The following is a 21,582-nucleotide window of genomic DNA, read 5'->3' as shown; positions in this document are numbered from 1 at the left end:
GTGAGCTAATTTTAGTACGATTTACTGTGGCGCATTATTTTGATAGGCGGCTACCAGCCTAAACCGTATAATGTCTACCTTTATCTTCTTATACATATCTCCATTATAACTAACTCAATAACTATCACATGAAATTCAATTTCGCAACAATTATCGCGCCTGCAGCTATTGCATTGTGCATGACAGCCTGCAACAATCAGCCAGCAACATCCGGACACGAGGCCGACAGCACTGCCACACAACCGACCATTACAGAAGAAACTGTTGCTATCCAGGCGGACAGTGTAACAATGAACAGTATTGTTGCTTTCAGCGATGACACCACAGCTAAAAAGCCGATCGTACTGATCGTACCCGAGTGGTGGGGTCTGGACGACTATATTAAGGGCAGGGCCAAACAGCTTGCTGAGCTGGGTTACCTGGCCATCGGTATAGATATGTACGGTGGCAGCAAACACGCTGACAATCCTGATCAGGCGAAAGCATATGCTATGCCGTTCTACACTAATCCACAACTGGGCTTCAGCAGACTGCAGGCAGCATTGGCAAAAGCCAAAACTTATCCGCAGGCAGACACTACCCGTATTGCAGCCATCGGTTACTGCTTCGGCGGTTCCATGGTACTGAATGGTGCTAAACTGGGTCTTCCTGTAAATGGTGTGGTTAGCTTTCACGGCGGACTGCAGGGTGTCACTCCTGTAAAAGATCTGACCAAAGCACAAATTCTGGTGTGCCATGGCGGAGCTGATCCGTTCGTACCTGCGCAGGATGTAGCTACTTTCAGAAAGCAGCTGGACTCTCTGAACATTCCTTATACTTTCAAGGAATATGCAGGCGCCAGTCATGCGTTCACTAATCCGGCCTCTACTGCAAACGGCAAGAAATTCAACCTGCCAATTGCATATAATGCTGCAGCTGATACCGCATCATGGAATGATATGCGTTCCTTTTTCGGTGTAATATTCAAGTAATATCCAGGCATACAAAATAAATGGAGCGTCCCGGTCAGCGACGCTCCATTTATTTTATAAGTCAGCAACAAACGGTTTAGTAACCGTACCCTAATTTATCTGAACGTCTTTCTCCCAATACTTTATAATCCATTTTGTCGAGGGCTTCCACCACTCTTGCCCTGTCTTTGTACAATGACCTGTGCTGGAAATTGAAGATTCCCAACCCGATATGAAAGATGATGCCGCTGATGATAATGACACGCAGCAATTGTATGAAGAATGCCTTTTTTGATACCAGCCATTCATAACAATAGAAAGAGTAGATCATCGGCAATGGCAGCAGCATACAGAAAGTATGCGAAGACGGCCCTTTGATCGAGAAAAAGAAGCTGGCAAACACCAGCAAGTAAGTGAACAGGTTCAGCCATCTCATTTTCTTCCACTCCTCATTATCCGTTTTGATGAAATAGGAAAGGATGAACAATCCTACCTGTGCAAATCCCACCACCAGCAGGAAAAAGAAGAATGGTGCGACCCACATCTGTTCTTTCATCAGCTGCCATTTTTCTTCGGAATTGCCTACTACATAGGGCACTTCAAAAGAAGCGAAAGACCAGTACCTGGTTAGTATAGTTACAATATTTTCAATGTTCTTCCAGTTGAATACGACATTGGATGCCACCTTACCTGCTTCCGCATCCGGGTGCAGCCAGGTGGGGATAAGGGTCAGGGCTCCCACGATTAATCCAGTCAGGTACAACATCAACCGTACGGAAGTACTTTTTAATCCTGCCAGCCGGTAAGAAAAGAGCAACGCTATTCCGGCGTACGGTAACAACAGCACCCATGACAGATGCAGCTGCATGATCATGGTTGTGGTAAGGCCCATCACAAAGAAAGCCAGTCCGGGAGAGATAAATTTGTCTTTGCTCATAGGTAATATCTCCAACAGGCAGATAAAGAAAGGGATCGCCAGTGCCATTGTGTAGGATGGGTTTACCACCCGGGTGGGGTAATACAATGCCCAGGGAGTGGTCAGACACAACACCCAGATCATCCAGGCGGGAATCCCCTTTACCCGGCGGGTAATATAATAAGCCAGTAATGACAAGCTGGCAAAAGATAAAATGTTCAGGATGAGGGCAGGCATCTCGGGCAGCTTCGCAATATAGAATCCGGCGCTGACCAGCAATCCCTGCAAGGCCCCGGGAATTTGTGTATTAGTATACACGACATCCGGACCATAGGTCGGCCAGGTACCGGTAGTATAGGACTTTAATCCGATCAGGTAAATTTGTAATTCATCAGGGAACCAGAATTCCGAGCACAATCCATAAATAACCCGGAATATAAAAAGAGCTAAAAGAAGCAGAAATAGGTTCTTCCTATTCATAAGTAGTAGTTTGTTGGTTGCGGAGGGGCCAAATTACATAACTTTCTCAATTGTTCTATCCCGGATTCGGGACAAACGCAGCTACACTCTATCCTGACAGTGAATTGTTTTTCAAAACCTCTCATATAAATATTTATCCTCAAGCAATTCAAAATATAGAATTACTATCTATTATAAATTCATTTATTAATTAACTGATAATACAATAGACATTTTTACACTTCCTTGTAAGCCTGCTACCATAGCTCATTTCCTGATATAACCCATATATAACCCATATATAAGCCATATATGACCCATATATAACCCATATTTATAGAGGTATGGGTTATATATGGGTTATATATGGGTTGCCGATGGTTCGTATATGAGTTGTTAATAAAAAACGAGTGGAATAGCACCCCGTTCTGAGGCGAGATACAGGCAATAAAAAAGCCATGACTTACGTCATGGCTGAATGCAATTGGTATAAAAGTATGGCAGGCCGGCCTGGAGGGGCTGGTTAGCAGTATGGTAAGCGGAATGATTTATTCCCCGAGTAACAGGTCATACAGTTCTTTGGCCATTTTCTGATAGCCAGGAGCGTTATCAGGCTTAATGAAGTGTTTTAAAGCGCCCATTTGCTGGCACTTTTTCTCCTCGCTGCCGCTATCGGAGGCAGAGTAGGTCACTACCGGAATTTCCCGGAACGCATCACTTCTTTTAATGTAATAAAGGACATCATACCCATGTCCTGCGGCTGACAGGATCACATCCGGGAACAGGATATCGGATTCCTCCATGATATCTTTCAGGATCTTTCCATCTTCTGCCACTGCCACCACATTAAATAGCCCTGTATCGGCAAATGATTCCTGTATCAGGACCTTACCATTTGCATCGTTTTCTGCTATAAGTATGTTTAGTTTTCCCATAGTAGTACAAAGGTGGGGTATTCTCTCCTTTTTGAAAATATTTAAAAAAAATTTTGCGGAATGAAGTATTTCACTACCTTTGCAATCCCAAACGGGAAAAGCCGCGTTGGTCAATCGGCTAAGACGCCTCCCTTTCACGGAGGAATGACGGGTTCGACTCCCGTACGCGGTACCAACACGGACGGAGATAGTACGAAAGTATTATCTCCGTTTTTATTTTGGGGTAGTTCCCATCCCTGCTGCTATTTCATCACCGGAAACACTCAACATATCAATAATGAAGAAGGTTGCTCAATCAGCAACCTTCTTCGTTATCATTTCTTCACCGGAATACCGGCCGGATCAACATTCCCAAAATTATAGACCGGTTCATGATAATATTCTTCCAATGCCGCCATTTCTCTTTCATTCAGTAAGCGAACGACTGGCTTCATTACCTCCCGGGTAACGGGATATCCTCTGGTATAATCACGGATCTGTTTTATTTCATAAAAATGATGGACGTCGTTGTCTCCTGTTTCAGACACGTTGTTACTATAGTAGATCACTTCCACATAATCATAAGGAAACTTTTCAATTGTCTTTACTAAAAATCGGCCGGGTGTGCCATGGGTAATAGCGCGGGCGCCGGGCATTTTATAAATGGTAGTGTCTCCTTTAACAAGGAAGCTTTCAGGAGGTCGGACTGTATACTGTGCCAAACGGATCTGGGGGATCATTTCTGTTCCATATATATACCAGGAACCATTTATCCTATCCTGAAAAAAGTTGCCGCTCAGGTACCGGAAAATACCCTTTTTCTCATCGTAGTAAACGAGGAAACGTCCATCAGAGGGGAAATACTTATTATTGCTGTCATACTTTTTTGAATATAAAGTATCTGTCAGCTTGCCATTGTACGGACGGAAGGAGTAATTCAGTGCAAAACGATTCTCCGATTTTGTTACGATATAATAATGCGCCAATGGAGTCCCTTCCGGCCATCTGTCAACATGCATTAATAACTCCGGTGCGTCATAAACTTCCGGGTCTTCAAATAATATCCAGGCTGCGTCCTTATACAGCGTTTCATTGCCAATCTTTTTATAGATCTTGTCCGCTTCTGTCAATTCAGGGTTATAGTCAACCCGGTATTGAAGAATGGCAGCACTTACCTGCGATATAATATATCTGGACACACTATCCGGCACTCTTTGATAAGTTCCGCTTTGTCCGTATAAAAAAGTACAGCTTAAAACAAAGCAGAACAGTGTCGTCAATAATTTCCTCATAATGATATGCTTCCTGGTGTGGGTTCTGGTATATACTTTTTTTGCTCGTCACAGGTTTTCTGATCTTCCGGGTTATATTCCTCATGCCCATCAGCCATACTACAATCGCTGGTTCCCAAACCATATCCGTATTTAGTCCGCTTCTCCCGGATTATAACCCATTTCAATACAGAATAGTAGTTCGTTGAAGTAAAGTATACGTGCATCATTTCATGAGCAGTGATACTTGTAAATCTATTCTCAGTAGTTATGGGAGCCTTTGTGTCCAATGCGAGTATTCCGTCATAGTTGAGATATATAAGCTTTTTAGTTGTCAAGCCTCCAAAATATGTGGATAATACTTTTTTGTCATCCGGAATAAGCTCATAACATTCATTCAATGCTGCATCAGTCAGCTGGCCGGACTGAATAAGAGCGCGAACCTTGTCTGACATATTTTTATCTGTCTTTGCCAATCTCGTCAGAATAGGCTCTGCCTGGCTTTTACCCTCAGCAGTTGGAGCACTTGATGCATCTAACAGTGTTTGTCTGTCACTGCCATAAATCCTGACAACAAGTGTTGCATCCTGTACTATTCCCTTATTTGTCTTCTTTATATCAATCACGTCAAGATGGTCAGATCGATATGTTGCAGCCAAATGTTTATTGGCAAATCCCAGTAAAACGGTTCTTTCGCCTGCAGGCCTTGCCAGCAAAGGATCGTTTCCGGGCAATACGTAAGATTGGATCCTTGCATTATTGCTAACAAAATAACTCGACAATGCTTTATTCTTATCCTTGATAGTCCCAAGTGCATCCTTAAACAGGGATTTTGCATAATCTTTGCTTTCCTGTGCCGGCAATGCATCTACATTTATATTTACAAACGAATATTCAATTTCCTTTTCTTCAGGTTTTTGATAAGAAAAGTCAATTATTTTCACATTCTCATCTTTCCCTGACTTCACCATGATACTGTTCTTGCCATCCACAATTGTCACCCTATAATGATCGGCAGTCACAAATTTCTCATTGTCAGTCGTCCACATAGCTGTACTTATGAGCTTCTCCGTCTCTCCCTCCTGTTTAAATAAATACAGGTCTACCTTATCTCCAATTTTTAACGTCGGACGACCGTCCTCATCTCCGATCTTTTCACCAAAGTTGACACGTTCCGGTTCTTTTCCTTTTCTGCCGGCTTTGACAAAGAATTTATTGCTGCTATATGAAAACTTAATTTCCAAAGTCGTTGTCGGGTTCTTTTTGTCGTAGTCTGTCCCTACATCTGTGCTGATTGTAAATATATTTTCTCCATCCTTTAAAGTATACTTGCTGGCTGCATCTTTCTCCGCCATAAACGCAGTAAACATAAAGATCCTATCGGTTGCAGCCATTGTCTCCATTACTTTATCATTCAGTTTCCACGTTCTATTCGCTTCTTTATTCTGACGGAGAATAAAATCATCTGTCATCCTGGCTTTATAAGCATATACCATTTCCATTCTATAAATAGCGAAATCCTGATCCCTGAGCTTATAATCGATTGGGGTAAATTTAATGTCCACCACATTTACACGTTCTTTAATTATTGTCTTTAACTTCTCTTGCTCGTCGTTTGTAAGGTTGGCCAAACCTGCTGCCGGATCAGCGTGTATGTATCCAATTCCATCAACAATCATTATCAACAACGGAATCATTTTAGGATATTCATCCTCGACAATACTGCCAGCACCACTTTTATTTACAGTTGTTACCAGGACAGAAGTATACTCTTCCAGGTATTTATTATTAGTAGCAAGTGTCTGATCATTAAAATCAAGTTGCGCCGCAGGCGAGTAGTTTGTAATTACTTGTCTGATTGAAGCCGATATTCCATCCCCGAAGACAAATTGGCGTCCCTCCAGGTGTTTCATATGCGCATTTCCATCAACTACCTCTGCTGTTTGCACAATGTTGTCCAACACCAGGATCGTATTCGCTTTGTCTTCCAGTTTATCAAAATAACTCTTTACTGTTATGAGATCAGCAGCTTGTTGCTCAATAAGCGCATGCTGCAGATGGTCCGGGCTGGCAACAAACTCTTTATTCCGTAATTGTGTAAGGGTTGTCTTCTCATCGATGAGACTTTCAGGAGGCATGATAAAAGAGCGCAACGGCATATATATAACTTTATAAGGCTTGTCCACCGCCGTCAGCGACTTATCAGCAAATTGCAGGCTTTCTTTTGAAAAAGGCTGTGAGGACCTGGTAAGCAGCACTTGCCCCGTTACCGATTGGAGTAAAAACAAAAAAAGTACGAGCAAATAAAGTTTCATAGGTTAAACACTCGGGTCAGGGAAGGAATAAAGATGTAAATATATAAAAATTTAACTATGTCACAAATACAGATCAACAGGGGATAGCCGTCGCCCTGTCTATTAACTTTTCACTATTATGCTGTTCCAATCCTTATACAAGACGAAAAAATAATCCTGTACCTCGCATTATTTTGTTTGTTAACATCACTAACTCATTCGTATAAATCAGACAATCCAACTGAACGCGTTATTGAGATTGCGTGGCTATCCTGCAGACATACGTGTGAGTCCACTACCCCTGCTTTATCATTGAAGCCAATCTCTCTCTATTCTTAATAATAATCGTTTTCCCCGACAGCTCAATAATATAATCACCCGAGAACTCGTTCATCACCTTAAATATCGTCTCATACGTTGTTCCCGCATAAGATGCAAGGTCCTGCCTGGTCAGTGTGCCCTTAATAGTGCCATCCTTATCACAACCAAACACGTCGGCGATCTTTAGTATCGTATCCGCGATACGGCTTTTTACATCCATATGCACCATGTTCCGCATGCCCTTTTCAGCTTCCTGCAGATCGTGGGCATAATAGAGCATCAACTGGTAAGTAAGTTCAGGATTTATTCGCAGCGTAGTTTTAAGAAACGCTGTGGTAATAAAACAAACCGACGCATCTTCTATGGCCGTAGCAGAGACCGGATAATGCTGATTTGCACCGATCCCCCTGTGTCCGAGTACATCGCCTTCTTTTGCTAATTTGATGATAAGTTCTTTATCGTCTCCCCACCTCTTGTGTATTTTAACCTTGCCTTCATGTAGGAAATAAAATCCCGTAACAGGGTCATCCTCCCGGAATATTGTCTGCCCTTTCTTGAAATTCAACTGCTTAGAATTACTGTCAATAGCCGCTTCCCACTCGGGTAAAGAATATTTTTTGAGAAAGCAATTAATATGTTGATGCATAGTCAAAGGTAGAAAATATTGCCTAAACAATGTTTTTTAATGTCATTTTTGATCAAAAATTCAATAAAGTGTTGTTTTCGCAATATTTTTGCAGTGTAAACGACATTTTATGCACGATAAAGATATTGATGAATCTATTTCAATAGCGCCGTCCCTTGACCTTTCTATTGCCAGAGAGCAGGAGGAGAACCGGCCGCTGGTTTCGAAACGAGTTTTATTCCTGAGCGTTCAGGTAATATTTAATGCTATTATAATCGGTTTCATCGCAAAGGCCCTGGTCGCATTGATCAGCCTGATCACTAACCTTTCATTTTACGGGAAATTTTCGCTCGAGGAAAGTAGTCCTGCGCACAATCAGCTTGGCTGGCTGGTCATCTTAATACCAGTGATAGGTGGCCTGGTAGTGGGCATTATGGCACGTATCGGGTCTTCCGCCATACGCGGTCATGGAATACCGGAAGCCATGGAGCAGGTACTTACAAATAAAAGTCGTATAAAACCTATCATTACATTATTGAAGCCGCTTTCCGCCGCTATTTCAATTGGCACTGGCGGTCCCTTTGGTGCTGAAGGCCCTATCATTTCGACAGGTGGTGCATTCGGCTCACTGGCCGGCCAGATCATGCATATTTCGCCTAATGAGCGGAAAATTATGCTGACTGCGGGCGCCACGGCTGGTATGGCCGCTATTTTCGGTACGCCGGTAGCAGCAGTGTTACTGGCCATCGAATTGCTGTTATTTGAGTTTTCTCCCCGTTCCATCATACCTGTCGCATTAGGTTGTGCCACAGGCGCTGCCATGCACTATGCGCTCTTCAGTGATGCGCCCGTATTTTCAATGCCGGATATTCCCCCTGCAGGTACAGACGCAATGATCTGTTATGTAGTCATGGGTGCAGTTATAGGAGTGATTGCAGCTTTTGTAACCAAGAGTATTTACTTTATTGAGGACCTGTTTGAAAAATTACCCATCCACTGGATGTGGTGGCCCCCGATAGGCTCTCTTGCTGTGGGTATAACCGGCTATTTTGCTCCCTACACAATGGGTGTTGGTTATAGTAATATTTCCCAACTGCTGAGTGGAAGCGTCAGCATTCAGCTGATACTGGGACTGTGTTTTCTTAAATTTATTTCCTGGTCCATTTCTTTAGGAAGTGGTACTTCAGGAGGAACACTTGCTCCGTTGTTAACTATCGGAGGCGCTACCGGTTTGGGACTTGGCGTGATTGTGACATCACTGTTTCCGCAGATCAATATCAGTTTGCCTACCTGCGCACTTATAGGCATGGCCGCAATGTTTGCCGGATCAGCAAGAGCGCTGCTCACTTCCATCGTTTTTGCTTTTGAAACAACCTTACAACCACATGGTTTATTGCCATTGCTTGGGGCATGCACCGCTTCTTACTTTGTTTCCTTCTTTATGATGAAAAGCTCTATCATGACGGAGAAAATTAACCGGCGAGGCGTACCAACACCTGATGCATATGAGCCGGATATTTTACGGGAACTGAATGTAGAAGAGGTGATGGACAAAAACGTTCCGGCAGTAAGGGTGAATGAAAACATCAAAGATGTGTTGGAAGCATCAGAAGGTAAAATACAAAACGGATATGGCGCAATCATTCTGGATAAAGAAGATAAGATACGCGGAGCAATAAATTTAAAAGATCTGTATCAGGGACTATTAAAAGGAAGTACTGCTATATCAGAGCTGAAATATGACGAGGTTTTTGTTTTCCCCAACAGTACCTTACTTGCTGCCATTATATTAATGGAAGAACGTAAACTGGATCTACTACCTGTGGTTTCCAGACAACACAAGGAAAAAGTACTCGGGGTTATTACCAAAAATCTGATACTTTCCACTTATCGCAGAAGGCGCGAGGATAGTGATGAACATCAACAGGAAATTTCTATAAAGCGAAGCGGGTATAAATTCCTGGCTAGAACGAAAAGGTTGAGAGAGGAACAGTCTAAAAGACTCTTCAGAGGAACGAAATAAACCTACCATACCGAGGAGTTACGGCAGCAGTACTGATGTATTGTTGCCGTTTTTTTTACTTTCTTTAACTCTTTGCGTATTTCCGCAAAATATTTTGGTAGCTACCGCAACAGAATTTGATATTCTTGCTAATTACAGGCCGGGGCTTTCCTTCTACTTTTATGGCATATTGATCCACCAAACATTCACAAGATGAAAGCCTCAAAGTTATTTTTAAAATCAGTTGCCAAATTAGGAATCAGAAAAGTCTTCGGCATTGTAGGCGGAGAAGCACAGGCCATGCAGTTCGATGAAGAAGCATCCCTGGATTTTTACCTCACCCGTCATGAATTTGCTGCCGGTATTATGGCCGATGTATTTGGCCGCATGACAGGAGAGCCACAGATGTGTTATTCCACTTTCGGCCCCGGGCTCTCCAATCTGTCTACCGGTATAGTGTCTGCTATTCTTGACAGATCTCCAATGCTGGCTGTATCAGCACAGATACCAAGAGCGGAAGTACATTTTAACCAGACCCACCAGTGCATTGACAACGTATCCATGATGCGTCCTATTACCAAATTCGCTGCGCAGATAGAAAACATCCTCGAAATACCCGAACTACTTAAAACAGCCCTCGAAATAGCAGTTAACGATATTCCAGGTCCTGTATACCTGAGTTTCCCTACTGATGTAATGGAACAGGAAATACCTGATGAAGAAGCAGAATCCTTGCTGCAAACCCTCGCTCCTGTAAAAAGAAAACCGGCTCCCCTGCCTGATTTCCGTCAGTTAGACGTAGTGCTCAGCAAGATTAAAAATGCAAAAAAACCACTGGTCATTGTTGGCAATCAGCTGATCAGGGACAATTGCTGTGAAGAACTGGTGGAATTCATCAACGCGCATAATATACCCGTTATCTCCACGCTGGCATCAAAAGGTATTGTTCCGGAAGATCATCCGCTGTTTATTACCCCCTGCAATAAATACATAGACAAAATATATCATGATGATCTGGTGTCCCAGATCTTCGATAACAGCGATCTGCTGCTACTGATCGGTTATGACTTCGGAGAAGACCTGAAGTCAGGTTTGTGGAAAAATAAAAAAGAGACCATCGTTATCAATACCCATTATAATGATATGGGTAAGGTATTTCAGCCAGATATCCTTTTTACGGGCGACCTGAAACAGGTGTTCCCTTACATCATGCAACAGGGCATAACTCCTAAAGAAGACAATGAAGCACTGCTGGAATTAAAACAACTTTTCGATAAAAGAACACCTTTTGTAAGCGAAGAGTTTTCGAATATTCCGCTGATCATCCAGTCTGTCCGCAATGCGCTGGGCGAATCAGGAGTATTGTGCAGCGACATCGGCTTACACAAACAATACGCTGGATTGCTTAGCAAAACCTATGAGCCGGACACTTTTATGTGTTCCAATGTATGCGGAACATTCGGCTTTGGCTTGCCTGCAGGCATGGGCGCTAAACTAGCCAGACCTACTGAAAGAGTAGCTGTCATCTGCGGAGATGGAGGCTTCCACTCTACCAGCCAGGATCTTGAAACCGCTGTGCGTTACAATATTCCGATTGTGATCGTTGTCCTGAAAGATAATGCCTTTGGCCTGATCAAATACTACCAGTTCCTGGAAAGAGAAGAGATCTTCAAGCGCAGCGTTGAATTTGGCAACGTAGACTTTGTAAAACTGGCCGAAGCCAATGGCATGAAAAGCATACAGCTGGAGGCGCCAGAGCAGCTGGAATCAATGATGGAAGTTGCATTTTCTACCAATAAACCGATGCTGATAGAAATTCCTATCGTATACGACTACAGATTCAGAGAAGTTGCAGTACCTGAAGAAATGGAGATCAATGACTAAGTATAATGCCAATCATACGCCTCTTAGCCCCCTGCTGTTCCTTGAACGGGCTGCTGCTTTTTATAAAGATAAAACAGCCGTTGTACAGGACAATATCAGAAAGACATATGGAACATTGTACAGTGACTGCGTCCGTACTGCCACACGCTTCAGGGAACTAGGTGTACAACCGGGGGACCGCATTGCTTACATCAGCAGGAACAACCACCAGCTGCTGGAAGCACATTATGCGGTCCCCATGTGCGGGGCCATCCTCGTACCCATTAATTACAGGCTGAATGAAAAGGAAATCAGCTATATCCTGAAACATGCTGCCGTAAAAATTCTGGTTACAGAGGAACAGTACTACCATGCATCTTACAGCGAGGTAGTTGAAGTACATATGTTCATCAACAGCGAAGAGCTTTATAAAAATGAAGGGCGCTATAAACATAAAGTTCCACGGATCAGCGAAGACGATACCATCTCCCTGAATTATACCAGCGGTACAACCGGGCATCCCAAAGGAGTGATGTACTCGCACCGGAGCACCTACCTGAACACCTTGGGAGAATGTATCACGGCCTCGCTGACAGCCGACTGTAACTACCTGTGGATACTTCCCATGTTCCACTGTAACGGATGGTGTTATACCTGGGCAGTAACCGCAATAGGAGGAACGCACTTTTTTATAGACAGCTTTGATCCTGAATATATTGTTTCCTATATCACCAGTCAGCAGATCACCCATTTGTGCGCTGCACCTACAGTGCTTATACAGTTGCAACAGGCTATCAATTTTTCTCTGCTGGGAAGCTACGGCAAACTGACTATCATCACGGCAGGCTCCGCACCGGCGCCTGATACCATCAGGAGATTTGAGGAAAATGACGTCAAAATCATTCATGTATATGGACTGACAGAAACACATGGACCTCATTCCGTGTGTGAAAGCAACGACAGATCAAGGCAAGGCATTGCCAGTGTACATGGGGTGTTCATGAACGTTGTAGATGATCAGCTGCGTCCTGTAGCCTGGGACGGTAAAACGATCGGAGAGGTGGTGGTACGTGGTAACAATATTATGCAGGGCTATTACAAAGATATAAAGTTAACCCGCCAGGCATTTAAAGGTGGCTGGTTCCATACCGGCGATCTTGCAGTAATTCATCAGGATGGACATGCTGAAATAGTGGATAGAAAAAAAGATCTGATCATCAGTGGCGGTGAAAATATTTCCTCCATTGAAGTGGAGAACGTATTGTATCAACACCCTGACATCCTCCTGGCAGCGGTCATCCCGGTACACGATCACAAATGGGGTGAGATACCCAAAGCCGTCATTGAACTGAAAAAAGGGAGGACCGCTTCGGATCAGGAGATCATTGCATTCTGCAGAGATAAACTAGCGCACTATAAATGCCCCAAAGCCATCATCTTCGATACAATCCCCAGAACCAATACAGGTAAGGTGCAGAAAAATAAGTTAAAAGAAAAATATTACTATCATGGAAAATAATACCCTTCAAACATCGCTTACAGATCTTTTTAACATAACTACGACTGGTACTCACCAGGTACTGGAATTTAAAAAAGGTATTAATAACGTTATTGTATTTGACCCCGGCGCTAATCATACCAGCTTCTGTAAAAGCAGTATCAGCCGCATTGATGGAAAAACAGGCCAGTTGTTCTATGGCAGCACTCCTATTGAGGAAAAGATCGGTGAAACAGACTTCGAGGGCCTCGCATTCCAGTTAATTACACAGCTTGATAACGATCCTTCAGGAGAACTGCAGTTTAGCAAAGGGATGCACCAATACTTCGTATTAGATGCCGGGATACAGGCAGTGCTACAACATTTACCGGCCTCCATTCATCCGATGGATTTTCTGTTGGTAGGCGTAACCGCCCTGTCAGGCATTGAAGAAAAATATATTCCCGGCAATGAGGATCCGTTGGTGCAGGCCCAGTTCATTATCGCCCAGCTTTTTGTAATTGCGGCATACTATTATCAGTTGCAACATAATATCACATGGAATAGCAGTACCTCAGCCCAACCTGTTTATCACCGTTTCTTACAGCAGGTATCTCCTGAAAAAGCTGATCTGTATGCACCACTCTTTAACATCATCCTGATGCTGCATGCTGAGCATGGACAAAATTGCTCAACAGCAACCGTCCGTAATATTGCCAGCGCAGGAGGAGATATCTATACAGCGATAGCCAGTGGTATTGCAGCATTTAAAGGAAGATTGCACGGTGGTGCCAGTCAATATGTATCACAGATGTATAACGAGATTATACAAAGAGGTATCAGCGCCAGCGAGTTTATTGCTGAAAAAATGGGGCGCAGGGAAGTAATTTATGGTTTCGGACACCGCATTTATAAAAACTGGGATCCTAGAGCAAGGATCATGTACAATATGTTACAGTCTGACGATCCGGTATACGTCAGCGTAGATGTGATCAGAAGGCTGGCGTTTGAACTGACAGATCGTGTAAGTAACGACACTTATTTCACCAGCAGATTCATCTTCCCTAATCCTGACTTGTTCAATAATGTGTTTTACACTTTGTTCGGGATGCCTTCTTCCATGAACACAGTGATGTTATCACTCAGCAGAGTAGCTGGCTGGATCGCACATTATTACGAGAATCAGTCCGATCGCCTCCCTATTATCAGACCACAGGAATTATACAAATAACGTGAGCAGAAAAATACAGCATATTATAGTAGTAGGGTGCGGCCTGCATTTCAGGGAACGATACTATTCTGTACTGCAGCAGCAAGCAGGAATAAAGATCAGTATGGTGATCGATCTTGAAGCGGAAGAAGAACGCATCCTACGTTTCTTTTCAGGTAAATCATTACTTCCTGAACAATATGTTTTTCTTCCGGACGAACATCGTAATGATCTTACGCCTGAACAACTGGATAGCCTGTTATGCGGCAGGATAAACAAAAAATTAATAGATGCGGTGATCATCTGTACAGAACCCAAAGCTCATAAAGCATATGCTATATGGGCTGTCAGGAACAACCTGCATGTATTTACAGACAAGCCACTCACGGCCTTTTCATCCAGGCAATCATCCGAATCGTTGTTACAGGACTTCTATGATATAACGGAAGAAATCCGGAATGATCAGCTGAACTTTGTTATTTCCTGCGAGCGGCGTGCACATACCGGGTACAATTACGTCAGGCAGTTTCTTTCAGATCTGATCAGTACCTATCGCGTGCCTGTCACATTTATAGACATCCATTTTGGAGGAGGTATGTGGAATATGCCGGATGAACTTTTCTACAGAGAAAACCATCCGTATAAATATGGGTATGGTGTAATGTTACATTCGGGCTATCATTATATAGACCTGTTGTTCAGCCTGATGTCGCTCAACAAAATACTATATCCTGATATGCATGCGTCTACCCTGCATGCGTTAGAGATCTCACCAGCCGACCACCTTGGGATGATCGATCAGACAGTGTATGAAAGATGCCTGCGTACCGACCGGTTCAGCGAATACTTTCTACCTGAAAATATCAGCCGGCTGCATGATTTCGGAGAAACTGATGTTACACTGACGGGGGATTTCAAAAGTAATGGTAAACGGATCTCTCATTATTGTCTTAAGTTGATGGAAACATCCGCCTCCAACAGAGGCTGGCATCAGCTGCCTGAGAACACCTACATCAGTAATGGTCGCCTCAGGCAGGAATCTGTGATCATACATGTTGGTCCTCTCTGTTCTGTTCACATCAATAGTCATTCGCTGTCTAAACAACAGTCGGCAGACAAAACGGAGCACTTCACCATAGAGATCATCAACAATACAAGTGTTACAGGTCGTACAGGTTATATACAGCTCAACAGACAGGATCTTACTGAGCTGTATCCCGAACTGCCACTAAACAAAGGTATGAACGTAGCAGCCCGGCAATGGCAGTTGCAGGATTTCCTGCAGGGCGGTGATGCGCATTCTTCCCTGTTATCGCACAGGGAAGGAATTGCGTTTATAGACAAAGTTTACAGACAGCTTCAAACAAATATGAAATATGATAATGCCGCAAACGAACGAATACATGTTTGACATAGTATACGACAGGCGGTTTACGGATTCCCACAAATGGGATAAAATACCCGAAAACAGTTTATCGATGTGGCTGGCCGATATGGATTTCAGAACACCGGGGCCTATACTGGACGCCCTACGGCAAAAAATATCCACAGGTTTTCTCGGTTATCCGGCAGTCAATGAACAATACCTGGAAACAGTGTTGAACTGGTTTACCGCTTTTCATCACTACAATACAGAAGGAATCAGCATTAATCCTGTCTCCGGTATTATACCGGCCTTGTCTGCCATCATACAGCGATACACTTCCGAGGGTGCTGAAATTATTATACAGGCGCCGGCGTATTATAGGTTCATGGAGATTACCAGGAACCGGACCATTTTATTCAACCCTTTAAAAATTGATGAACACGGTGAGTACCAGATGGATTTTGAACACCTGGACTCACTTCTACCCTTACGACCGCAGATCTTCGTGTTGTGCTCTCCACATAACCCTGTAGGCAGAGTATGGAGTTATGAAGATCTGCTACGCATTGCGGAATACTGTCTTGAAAATGAGATCCTGCTGATCGCAGATGAGATACATTGTGATCTCGTATTACCGGGATATCAATTTACCTCAGTTGCCACGCTGCCAACACCTTATTTACAGAATACCATCATTCTTCATTCTTCCACAAAAACTTTTAATATTGCAGGACTGAGAGGCGGACATGTCGTTGTATTTAATCAAAGGATGCAGCAGGAACTATCAAAAGTCTTTGATCTTTATGGCATCAATAAAGTGAATACTACCTTCCTTACCGCAACAATGGCAGGTTACACCCATTGCCGCGACTGGATGATCTCATTAAATAAGTATGTTGCCCATAATTATCATTACGTCCGGACATTTATACAGGAGCATATTCCTCAATTGAGAACGTTTCGGCAGGAAGCCACATACCTGATGTGGATTGATTACCGTGCGTTACAGATCAGTGAAGATGATTTCTTTTCTACACTGGACCAGGAACTGATTGTATCAAAAGGAACAATATTCAGTGAATATGGGAGAGGCTTTTTCCGAATAAACATTGCCTGTCCGCTGGACATTATAAAAAAGGCGATGCAGATATTACACACTCAAATAAACCATTTATGAAGATCCATATTGTAGGGGCATCCTGCTCAGGGGTTACCAGCCTAGGAGAGTATCTTTCAGCAACGCTCAATGTACCATACTTTGATACAGATGAATTTTACTGGGAGAAAAGTGATCCTCCTTTCACAATAAGAAGAGATCCTGCAGTACGAAACAATATGATATTACAGGAGTTCAGTCAACATAACGGCTGGATACTGGGGGGGTCTGTCATCAAATGGGAACTGGATGCGGCATTTGACCTGATCGTTTTCCTGTGGCTGCCGCAGGATATCAGGATTGAGCGGCTGAAAGCGCGGGAACTGGAAAAGTATGGAGATATTATCTACACAGATGCAGAGAGGAACAAACAATTTAATGAGTTTATTGCCTGGGCATCGGGTTATGACGACAATACCGCCCGTGGGAGAACCCTGCAGGCGCATCAGCAATGGCTGGCTGCCTCTCCCTATCCGGTACTGGAATTAAAAGGAGACCTGTCCATTCAGGAACGTGCAGTAAAGGTGATGGAGAAATTATCTGCTATAAAGCAAGAGATGTCTTTGAAATGAATACGACATATCTCACAAAGACATTTTCCAGTCTGATCCGACACAGGAATTACAGGCTACTTTTTCTTAGTCTCAGTATTTCACAGATAGGCACGAGTATACAGGATATTGCCCAGTCATGGCTGATCCTTGAAAAAACGCATTCTGCACAAGCTATTGCCCTGCTCACTGCCTGCCTGTTTACACCATATGCCTTGCTGGGACTGATCAGTGCACCACTGCTGGAAAAGTTAAATCCACGGATAACGATGATCATATGTCAGTCATTATCCATGCTATCTGCCATTGTGCTGTCGTTGCTCTGCTTTACAGGGAAGATCGAATTGTTCCATCTGTACCTTTTGGCCCTGTTAAGGGGATTTATTGTTGTCATCAACAACCCCGTACGCCAGTTACTGATCCGGCAGTGTGTGGAGCGGTCGCAGGTACCCAATGCCATTGCCCTGAATACTTCGGTTTTCAATCTCGCGAAAGTGCTTGGCCCTGCCATAGGAGGATTGCTACTGGCGGGCATGGGCGCAGCGTATTGTTTCCTGTTCAACGCAGTGTCTTTCGCATTTGTTATACATAGTCTTTTTATCATGCAGGAACAGGAGCTGTATCCTTATGCAAACAATAAATCAAAACAGTCGCTATTGAGTCGTATCAGTGCCGCATTGGGTTATGTTTTCAGCAACCGGCAGCTATCAGTGCCATTTGCTGTACTTTTCCTCGTGTCCTTGCTCTGTATCAATTTTTCTGTTATCCTTCCCATCATCTCAGGCATATTGGTACAGACTAATGCCAAAGAGTTCGGTTACATCAATGCCTTGTTCGGACTGGGTGCATTTGCAGGCGCTATTATCTCCGCTTATCTATCAAAGGTGAGCTTTAATTTCATGATGGTCTCATCAGCCGGATTAGGTATAATGTTCATGCTACTTGCGCTGGCAGGCGATATCTGGCTGACCGGCAGTCTGCTGGTCCTTACCGGCTATTTCTATACGACCTATACAACCGTGACCAGCGCCTACATTCAACTTCGTTCGGAAGAAGAATACCAGGTCAATACAATTGCATTGTATACTTATATCCTTACAGGTATCAATCCGCTGGGAGCTTTCCTGATAGGGTTTCTTGAAAAGACCGGAGGTGCTGCCACAGCATTGGTCATCCCCGGCATTGTTGCCCTGTTGTCATCCCTTTATGGATACCTCGCCAATAAATCGTAACAAAATGACAGCGAATAAATGGACGCCTGCTCAACAGGTATTATTCAGGTTCTGTTTTATCTTCTTTATATTAAGCCTGTCCCCTTCCACTCATCAGCAGTATTCATTCGGTATGCAATTTACGGATATGCTGATGCTGGCAACCTATCATCCCCCATCCCTGGACACGCTACAATATATAGTACTGATATCGGTTGCCGGCACCATTATCTGGACAGTTACGGCCTCCGGGCGGTATGATATGGATATGCTGTACTACTGGCTGAGAGTAATACTCCGATACCGGTTGGCACTTGCTTTTATCGGGTATGGATTTGTTTACTTTTTCCACATCCACAGTCCTTATCCTTCTATCAGTCATATGAACACCAATTACGGTGAATTTACACGGTGGAAGATCTTTTCCATGACACTAGGCGTTGCACCGGGGTATTCCTGTTTCCTTGGTATCGTACAATTAACTATTGCCCTACTGCTGCTTTTCAGAAAACTGACACTGCCTGCGGTGATCATAGCCCTTATATTTCTCGGTAATGTGCTGCTGAGCAACTGGGCTTATGAGGGTGCCGATGTGGTGTATAGCGCTTATCTGTTGGCCATTGCTTCATTCCTCCTGGTATATGACCTCCGCGAGTTCCATACGCTGTTTGCGCTTCAGCGCCCGGTTGCCTTGCGACGCACAATACCTCCCTTTAAATGGGAGTGGGCGCCAAGGAGCATTTTCCTGCTGTTCTTCCTTGTATTGGGTTACACCAGTTATTCCAGTTACAGGGAAGGCACCTACCAATATCCTCATACGGTAACACCGGCAGGGCTGACAGGCCTTTACGACGTGAGCACTTTTCGCATTAACGGGCGAGAGCTACCTTATTCTCTAACAGATACGGTGAGATGGGAAAATGTAGTATTCGAAAAATGGGCAACTGCCAGCATCCGTTCTCCCAAAAAGGACTCGTCCGCAGCACCAGTGTATGCAGTGCCCGATGTACTGGAAAAGCCCTCGTCTTATGAGCAGTCGGGTAACAATGGAAGAAGCTATTACTCCCTGGAAACAGATACCGTACAGCATACGCTGGTAATGCGACAGACAAACAACATGTATGTATTTCACTATCACCAGCCAGACAGCAACAGGATCGTACTCTCAGGATTCAATCAGCAACGAGATTCTTTGTTGATCGTTTTAAAAAAAATAGATAAAAGATACCTGCTGGAAGAAGCAGGTACTGGCAAAAACAACCCTGCTAAATTATAATAACATGCAGCCCTGGACCAACCCCGCCAAAGTAGCATTCCGGATATGTTTTATATTTTACCTGATCATGTGTATTCCGTTCAGCAAGGAATGGTATGACCGGCTGTTTGCCATTCACTGGAATGCGCTTCACTACAGGGACATCTATGACATCACACGTTTTATGCCCGTCATTATCAGGTTCAGCAACAGTAGCTGGAATCTGATGGGATATACAGACTGGCTGCTGATACTCGCCATTTCCACAATAGGTGGATTGATATTCTCTTATCTTGACAGAAAACGGCCATCATATTATACACTCAACTACTGGTTACAAGTGCTGATCCGTTACAGAGCGGCGATAGGTATTATTGGATTTGGTTTCTTAAAGATCTTCCCTGTTCAGATGCCTTTTCCTTCTCTGTCGATGTTAAACACAGATTTCGGACAATATTCCGCGCAGAAACTATACTGGGTATCTGTAGGTATTGTACCCTGGTATCAATCATTTGCCGGCGTCTTTGAAATAGTGACCGGCATTTTACTACTGTTCAGGAAAACAACCGTTTATGGAGCTATTTTATTGTTTGCAGCCATGGCAGATATTGTATATGTCAACTTTTCCTATGATGGCAATGTACATATCTATTCCTCTTACTTTGTTATTCTGGCGGCTTACCTGTTAGCTTATGACCTTCCCTACTTCTATACTTTCTTTATAAAAGAACGGTACGTGATTCCTTACCACTATTATCCCTCCTTTTCTGAAAAGTGGCAGCAATATCTGAGAATAGGGTTGAAATCGGGACTGCTCTGCCTGTTTGTAGGTGTCACCGGGTATCTGCAGCTAATGAACTTTTTATATGATCCCTATAAACAGCCTTCTCTCAAAGGAGTGCCCGTACTGAGAGGAAATTACCACGTAACATTTTTTAGTATCAATAATAAAGAAATCGCTTACGATCCTCTCGATACGATAAGATGGCAACATGTTACATTTGAGAAATGGTCTACTTTCACTTTTAGCACCAATCGTCAGCAGCATCTTGATCTGTCCAACGGTGTTGCGCTGCCGATGAGAGATATTAACCGTACGTTCGAGTTAACGGGCATGGCCGGCAGAAGAACATATTTTTATTACGAAGCAGATACAGTTCACCATATACTTCATCTGCACAATAAAAATCCATTAAATAAAAAAGCGGGGATTACCAGCAATTCCTTCCACCTTGCAGGCGGCCGCAAACATATTGTACACGATACGATCACTGTCATTCCGGATGTTATCTGGAAAGAAATAAGTGGTATAGACAAACGAGCGCAGTCATGGCGCAGGCAGAAACATATCCTGCTGGAATACGCCAACGCAGAGCGGGAAGAAGACATGACCTTACACTATACCACTAACGACGGATCCAGGATTATTATGACAGGTATTACCCGCAACAGAGACTCTCTTTATATCGTATTGGACAAAGTAGAAAAACATTACCTGCTTACTGAAAGTTCACTAAATGCCGGCAATTACTAGATAATTAAATTACCATTAAATTGGGCGCCTGATCTTGTCTGAAAAATAATTTCAGACTATATTACATGTACTTAAAATACATTACCTTAACCCATAAAGCCCTGTAATAATTGTGTTGCCCGTTAATCCAAAAACAGCACAGCCCTCAAGCTAAAATGCCACAAATTCAGCGCCTGTAATTTAAATAATACTCATCCTTAGTTCTTA

Annotated in this window: 16 protein-coding genes and 1 tRNA gene; 12 read left to right on the top strand and 5 right to left on the bottom strand. The window is 43.5% G+C overall.

Annotated features, from left to right (window positions below):
• Nucleotides 1-128 precede the first annotated feature (128 nt).
• Complete coding sequence (locus tag L3C95_RS06435; protein ID WP_236385974.1) at nt 129-971, top strand: dienelactone hydrolase family protein; 843 nt, start codon at nt 129-131, stop codon at nt 969-971.
• Nucleotides 972-1,047: 76 nt separating this feature from the next.
• Here the strand turns inward: L3C95_RS06435 and L3C95_RS06430 are convergent, their stop codons facing one another.
• Nucleotides 1,048-2,346 carry a hypothetical protein gene (locus L3C95_RS06430; protein ID WP_236385973.1) on the bottom strand — a complete coding sequence of 433 codons (1,299 nt, stop codon included), beginning with the start codon at nt 2,344-2,346 and terminating at the stop codon, nt 1,048-1,050.
• Nucleotides 2,347-2,873: 527 nt separating this feature from the next.
• Nucleotides 2,874-3,260 carry a response regulator gene (locus tag L3C95_RS06425; protein WP_236385971.1) on the bottom strand — a complete coding sequence of 129 codons (387 nt, stop codon included), beginning with the start codon at nt 3,258-3,260 and terminating at the stop codon, nt 2,874-2,876.
• Nucleotides 3,261-3,360: 100 nt separating this feature from the next.
• Between L3C95_RS06425 and L3C95_RS06420 the strand changes: the two genes are divergently transcribed.
• Nucleotides 3,361-3,435: transfer RNA gene (locus L3C95_RS06420), tRNA-Glu, on the top strand.
• A gap of 139 nt (nt 3,436-3,574) precedes the next feature.
• Here the strand turns inward: L3C95_RS06420 and L3C95_RS06415 are convergent.
• From L3C95_RS06415 to L3C95_RS06405, 3 genes are all read right to left on the bottom strand, one after another.
• Nucleotides 3,575-4,531, bottom strand: a complete 957-nt coding sequence (locus L3C95_RS06415) for a hypothetical protein (protein WP_236385970.1) — start codon at nt 4,529-4,531, stop codon at nt 3,575-3,577.
• Entirely contained in the window at nt 4,528-6,825 is a 2,298-nt protein-coding gene (locus L3C95_RS06410) for a hypothetical protein (RefSeq protein WP_236385969.1), read from the bottom strand. Before L3C95_RS06410 ends, L3C95_RS06415 begins: the two co-directional genes overlap by 4 nt.
• Before the next feature lie 274 nt (nt 6,826-7,099).
• Nucleotides 7,100-7,771 carry a Crp/Fnr family transcriptional regulator gene (locus L3C95_RS06405; RefSeq protein ID WP_236385968.1) on the bottom strand — a complete coding sequence of 224 codons (672 nt, stop codon included), beginning with the start codon at nt 7,769-7,771 and terminating at the stop codon, nt 7,100-7,102.
• A gap of 109 nt (nt 7,772-7,880) precedes the next feature.
• On the opposite strand from L3C95_RS06405, the gene L3C95_RS06400 reads away from it, so the two are divergent.
• The 10 genes from L3C95_RS06400 (at nt 7,881) to L3C95_RS06355 (ending at nt 21,375) form a co-directional block, all read left to right on the top strand.
• Nucleotides 7,881-9,773 (top strand): chloride channel protein, encoded by a 1,893-nt coding sequence (locus tag L3C95_RS06400; RefSeq protein ID WP_236385967.1) that lies wholly within the window; start codon nt 7,881-7,883, stop codon nt 9,771-9,773.
• A gap of 192 nt (nt 9,774-9,965) precedes the next feature.
• The gene (locus L3C95_RS06395; RefSeq protein ID WP_236385966.1) at nt 9,966-11,636 is read left to right on the top strand and encodes a thiamine pyrophosphate-binding protein; all 1,671 of its coding nucleotides are present in this window, start codon (nt 9,966-9,968) and stop codon (nt 11,634-11,636) included.
• A complete protein-coding gene (locus L3C95_RS06390; RefSeq protein WP_236385965.1) occupies nt 11,629-13,134 on the top strand; it encodes an AMP-binding protein in 1,506 nt (501 codons plus the stop codon). Before L3C95_RS06395 ends, L3C95_RS06390 begins: the two co-directional genes overlap by 8 nt.
• The gene (locus L3C95_RS06385) at nt 13,124-14,323 is read left to right on the top strand and encodes a citrate/2-methylcitrate synthase (RefSeq protein WP_236385964.1); all 1,200 of its coding nucleotides are present in this window, start codon (nt 13,124-13,126) and stop codon (nt 14,321-14,323) included. The genes L3C95_RS06390 and L3C95_RS06385 overlap by 11 nt, the downstream gene beginning before the upstream one ends.
• A gap of 1 nt (nt 14,324) precedes the next feature.
• Nucleotides 14,325-15,713: a Gfo/Idh/MocA family oxidoreductase gene (locus L3C95_RS06380; protein WP_236385963.1), complete on the top strand. Its 1,389-nt coding sequence runs from the start codon at nt 14,325-14,327 to the stop codon at nt 15,711-15,713.
• Nucleotides 15,706-16,845, top strand: a complete 1,140-nt coding sequence (locus L3C95_RS06375; RefSeq protein ID WP_236385962.1) for a MalY/PatB family protein — start codon at nt 15,706-15,708, stop codon at nt 16,843-16,845. The genes L3C95_RS06380 and L3C95_RS06375 overlap by 8 nt, the downstream gene beginning before the upstream one ends.
• Nucleotides 16,842-17,396 (top strand): AAA family ATPase, encoded by a 555-nt coding sequence (locus L3C95_RS06370; protein ID WP_236385960.1) that lies wholly within the window; start codon nt 16,842-16,844, stop codon nt 17,394-17,396. The genes L3C95_RS06375 and L3C95_RS06370 overlap by 4 nt, the downstream gene beginning before the upstream one ends.
• Entirely contained in the window at nt 17,393-18,607 is a 1,215-nt protein-coding gene (locus tag L3C95_RS06365; RefSeq protein ID WP_236385959.1) for an MFS transporter, read from the top strand. The genes L3C95_RS06370 and L3C95_RS06365 overlap by 4 nt, the downstream gene beginning before the upstream one ends.
• 4 nt (nt 18,608-18,611) lie before the next feature.
• Nucleotides 18,612-19,862: a hypothetical protein gene (locus L3C95_RS06360; protein ID WP_236385958.1), complete on the top strand. Its 1,251-nt coding sequence runs from the start codon at nt 18,612-18,614 to the stop codon at nt 19,860-19,862.
• A 4-nt stretch (nt 19,863-19,866) separates the two neighbouring features.
• Nucleotides 19,867-21,375 carry a hypothetical protein gene (locus tag L3C95_RS06355; RefSeq protein WP_236385957.1) on the top strand — a complete coding sequence of 503 codons (1,509 nt, stop codon included), beginning with the start codon at nt 19,867-19,869 and terminating at the stop codon, nt 21,373-21,375.
• Nucleotides 21,376-21,582: the final 207 nt, after the last annotated feature.

Origin of the sequence: Chitinophaga filiformis, assembly GCF_021646545.1 — a bacterium.
Taxonomy (GTDB): Bacteria; Bacteroidota; Bacteroidia; order Chitinophagales; family Chitinophagaceae; genus Chitinophaga; species Chitinophaga filiformis_A.
Note: the sequence above shows the minus strand (reverse complement) of the source record. Positions and strands in the feature narration are given on the sequence as shown.

Bases quoted from the DNA above. Each gene is read 5' to 3' on its own strand.
- L3C95_RS06410 (WP_236385969.1), bottom strand. From the start codon at position 6,825: ATGAAACTTTATTTGCTCGTACTTTTTTTGTTTTTACTCCAATCGGTA.
- L3C95_RS06405 (WP_236385968.1), bottom strand. From the start codon at position 7,771: ATGCATCAACATATTAATTGCTTTCTCAAAAAATATTCTTTACCCGAG.
- L3C95_RS06435 (WP_236385974.1), top strand. From the start codon at position 129: ATGAAATTCAATTTCGCAACAATTATCGCGCCTGCAGCTATTGCATTG.
- L3C95_RS06370 (WP_236385960.1), top strand. From the start codon at position 16,842: ATGAAGATCCATATTGTAGGGGCATCCTGCTCAGGGGTTACCAGCCTA.
- L3C95_RS06400 (WP_236385967.1), top strand. From the start codon at position 7,881: ATGCACGATAAAGATATTGATGAATCTATTTCAATAGCGCCGTCCCTT.
- L3C95_RS06390 (WP_236385965.1), top strand. From the start codon at position 11,629: ATGACTAAGTATAATGCCAATCATACGCCTCTTAGCCCCCTGCTGTTC.
- L3C95_RS06365 (WP_236385959.1), top strand. From the start codon at position 17,393: ATGAATACGACATATCTCACAAAGACATTTTCCAGTCTGATCCGACAC.
- L3C95_RS06425 (WP_236385971.1), bottom strand. From the start codon at position 3,260: ATGGGAAAACTAAACATACTTATAGCAGAAAACGATGCAAATGGTAAG.
- L3C95_RS06385 (WP_236385964.1), top strand. From the start codon at position 13,124: ATGGAAAATAATACCCTTCAAACATCGCTTACAGATCTTTTTAACATA.
- L3C95_RS06430 (WP_236385973.1), bottom strand. From the start codon at position 2,346: ATGAATAGGAAGAACCTATTTCTGCTTCTTTTAGCTCTTTTTATATTC.
- L3C95_RS06355 (WP_236385957.1), top strand. From the start codon at position 19,867: ATGCAGCCCTGGACCAACCCCGCCAAAGTAGCATTCCGGATATGTTTT.
- L3C95_RS06395 (WP_236385966.1), top strand. From the start codon at position 9,966: ATGAAAGCCTCAAAGTTATTTTTAAAATCAGTTGCCAAATTAGGAATC.
- L3C95_RS06360 (WP_236385958.1), top strand. From the start codon at position 18,612: ATGACAGCGAATAAATGGACGCCTGCTCAACAGGTATTATTCAGGTTC.
- L3C95_RS06375 (WP_236385962.1), top strand. From the start codon at position 15,706: ATGTTTGACATAGTATACGACAGGCGGTTTACGGATTCCCACAAATGG.
- L3C95_RS06415 (WP_236385970.1), bottom strand. From the start codon at position 4,531: ATGAGGAAATTATTGACGACACTGTTCTGCTTTGTTTTAAGCTGTACT.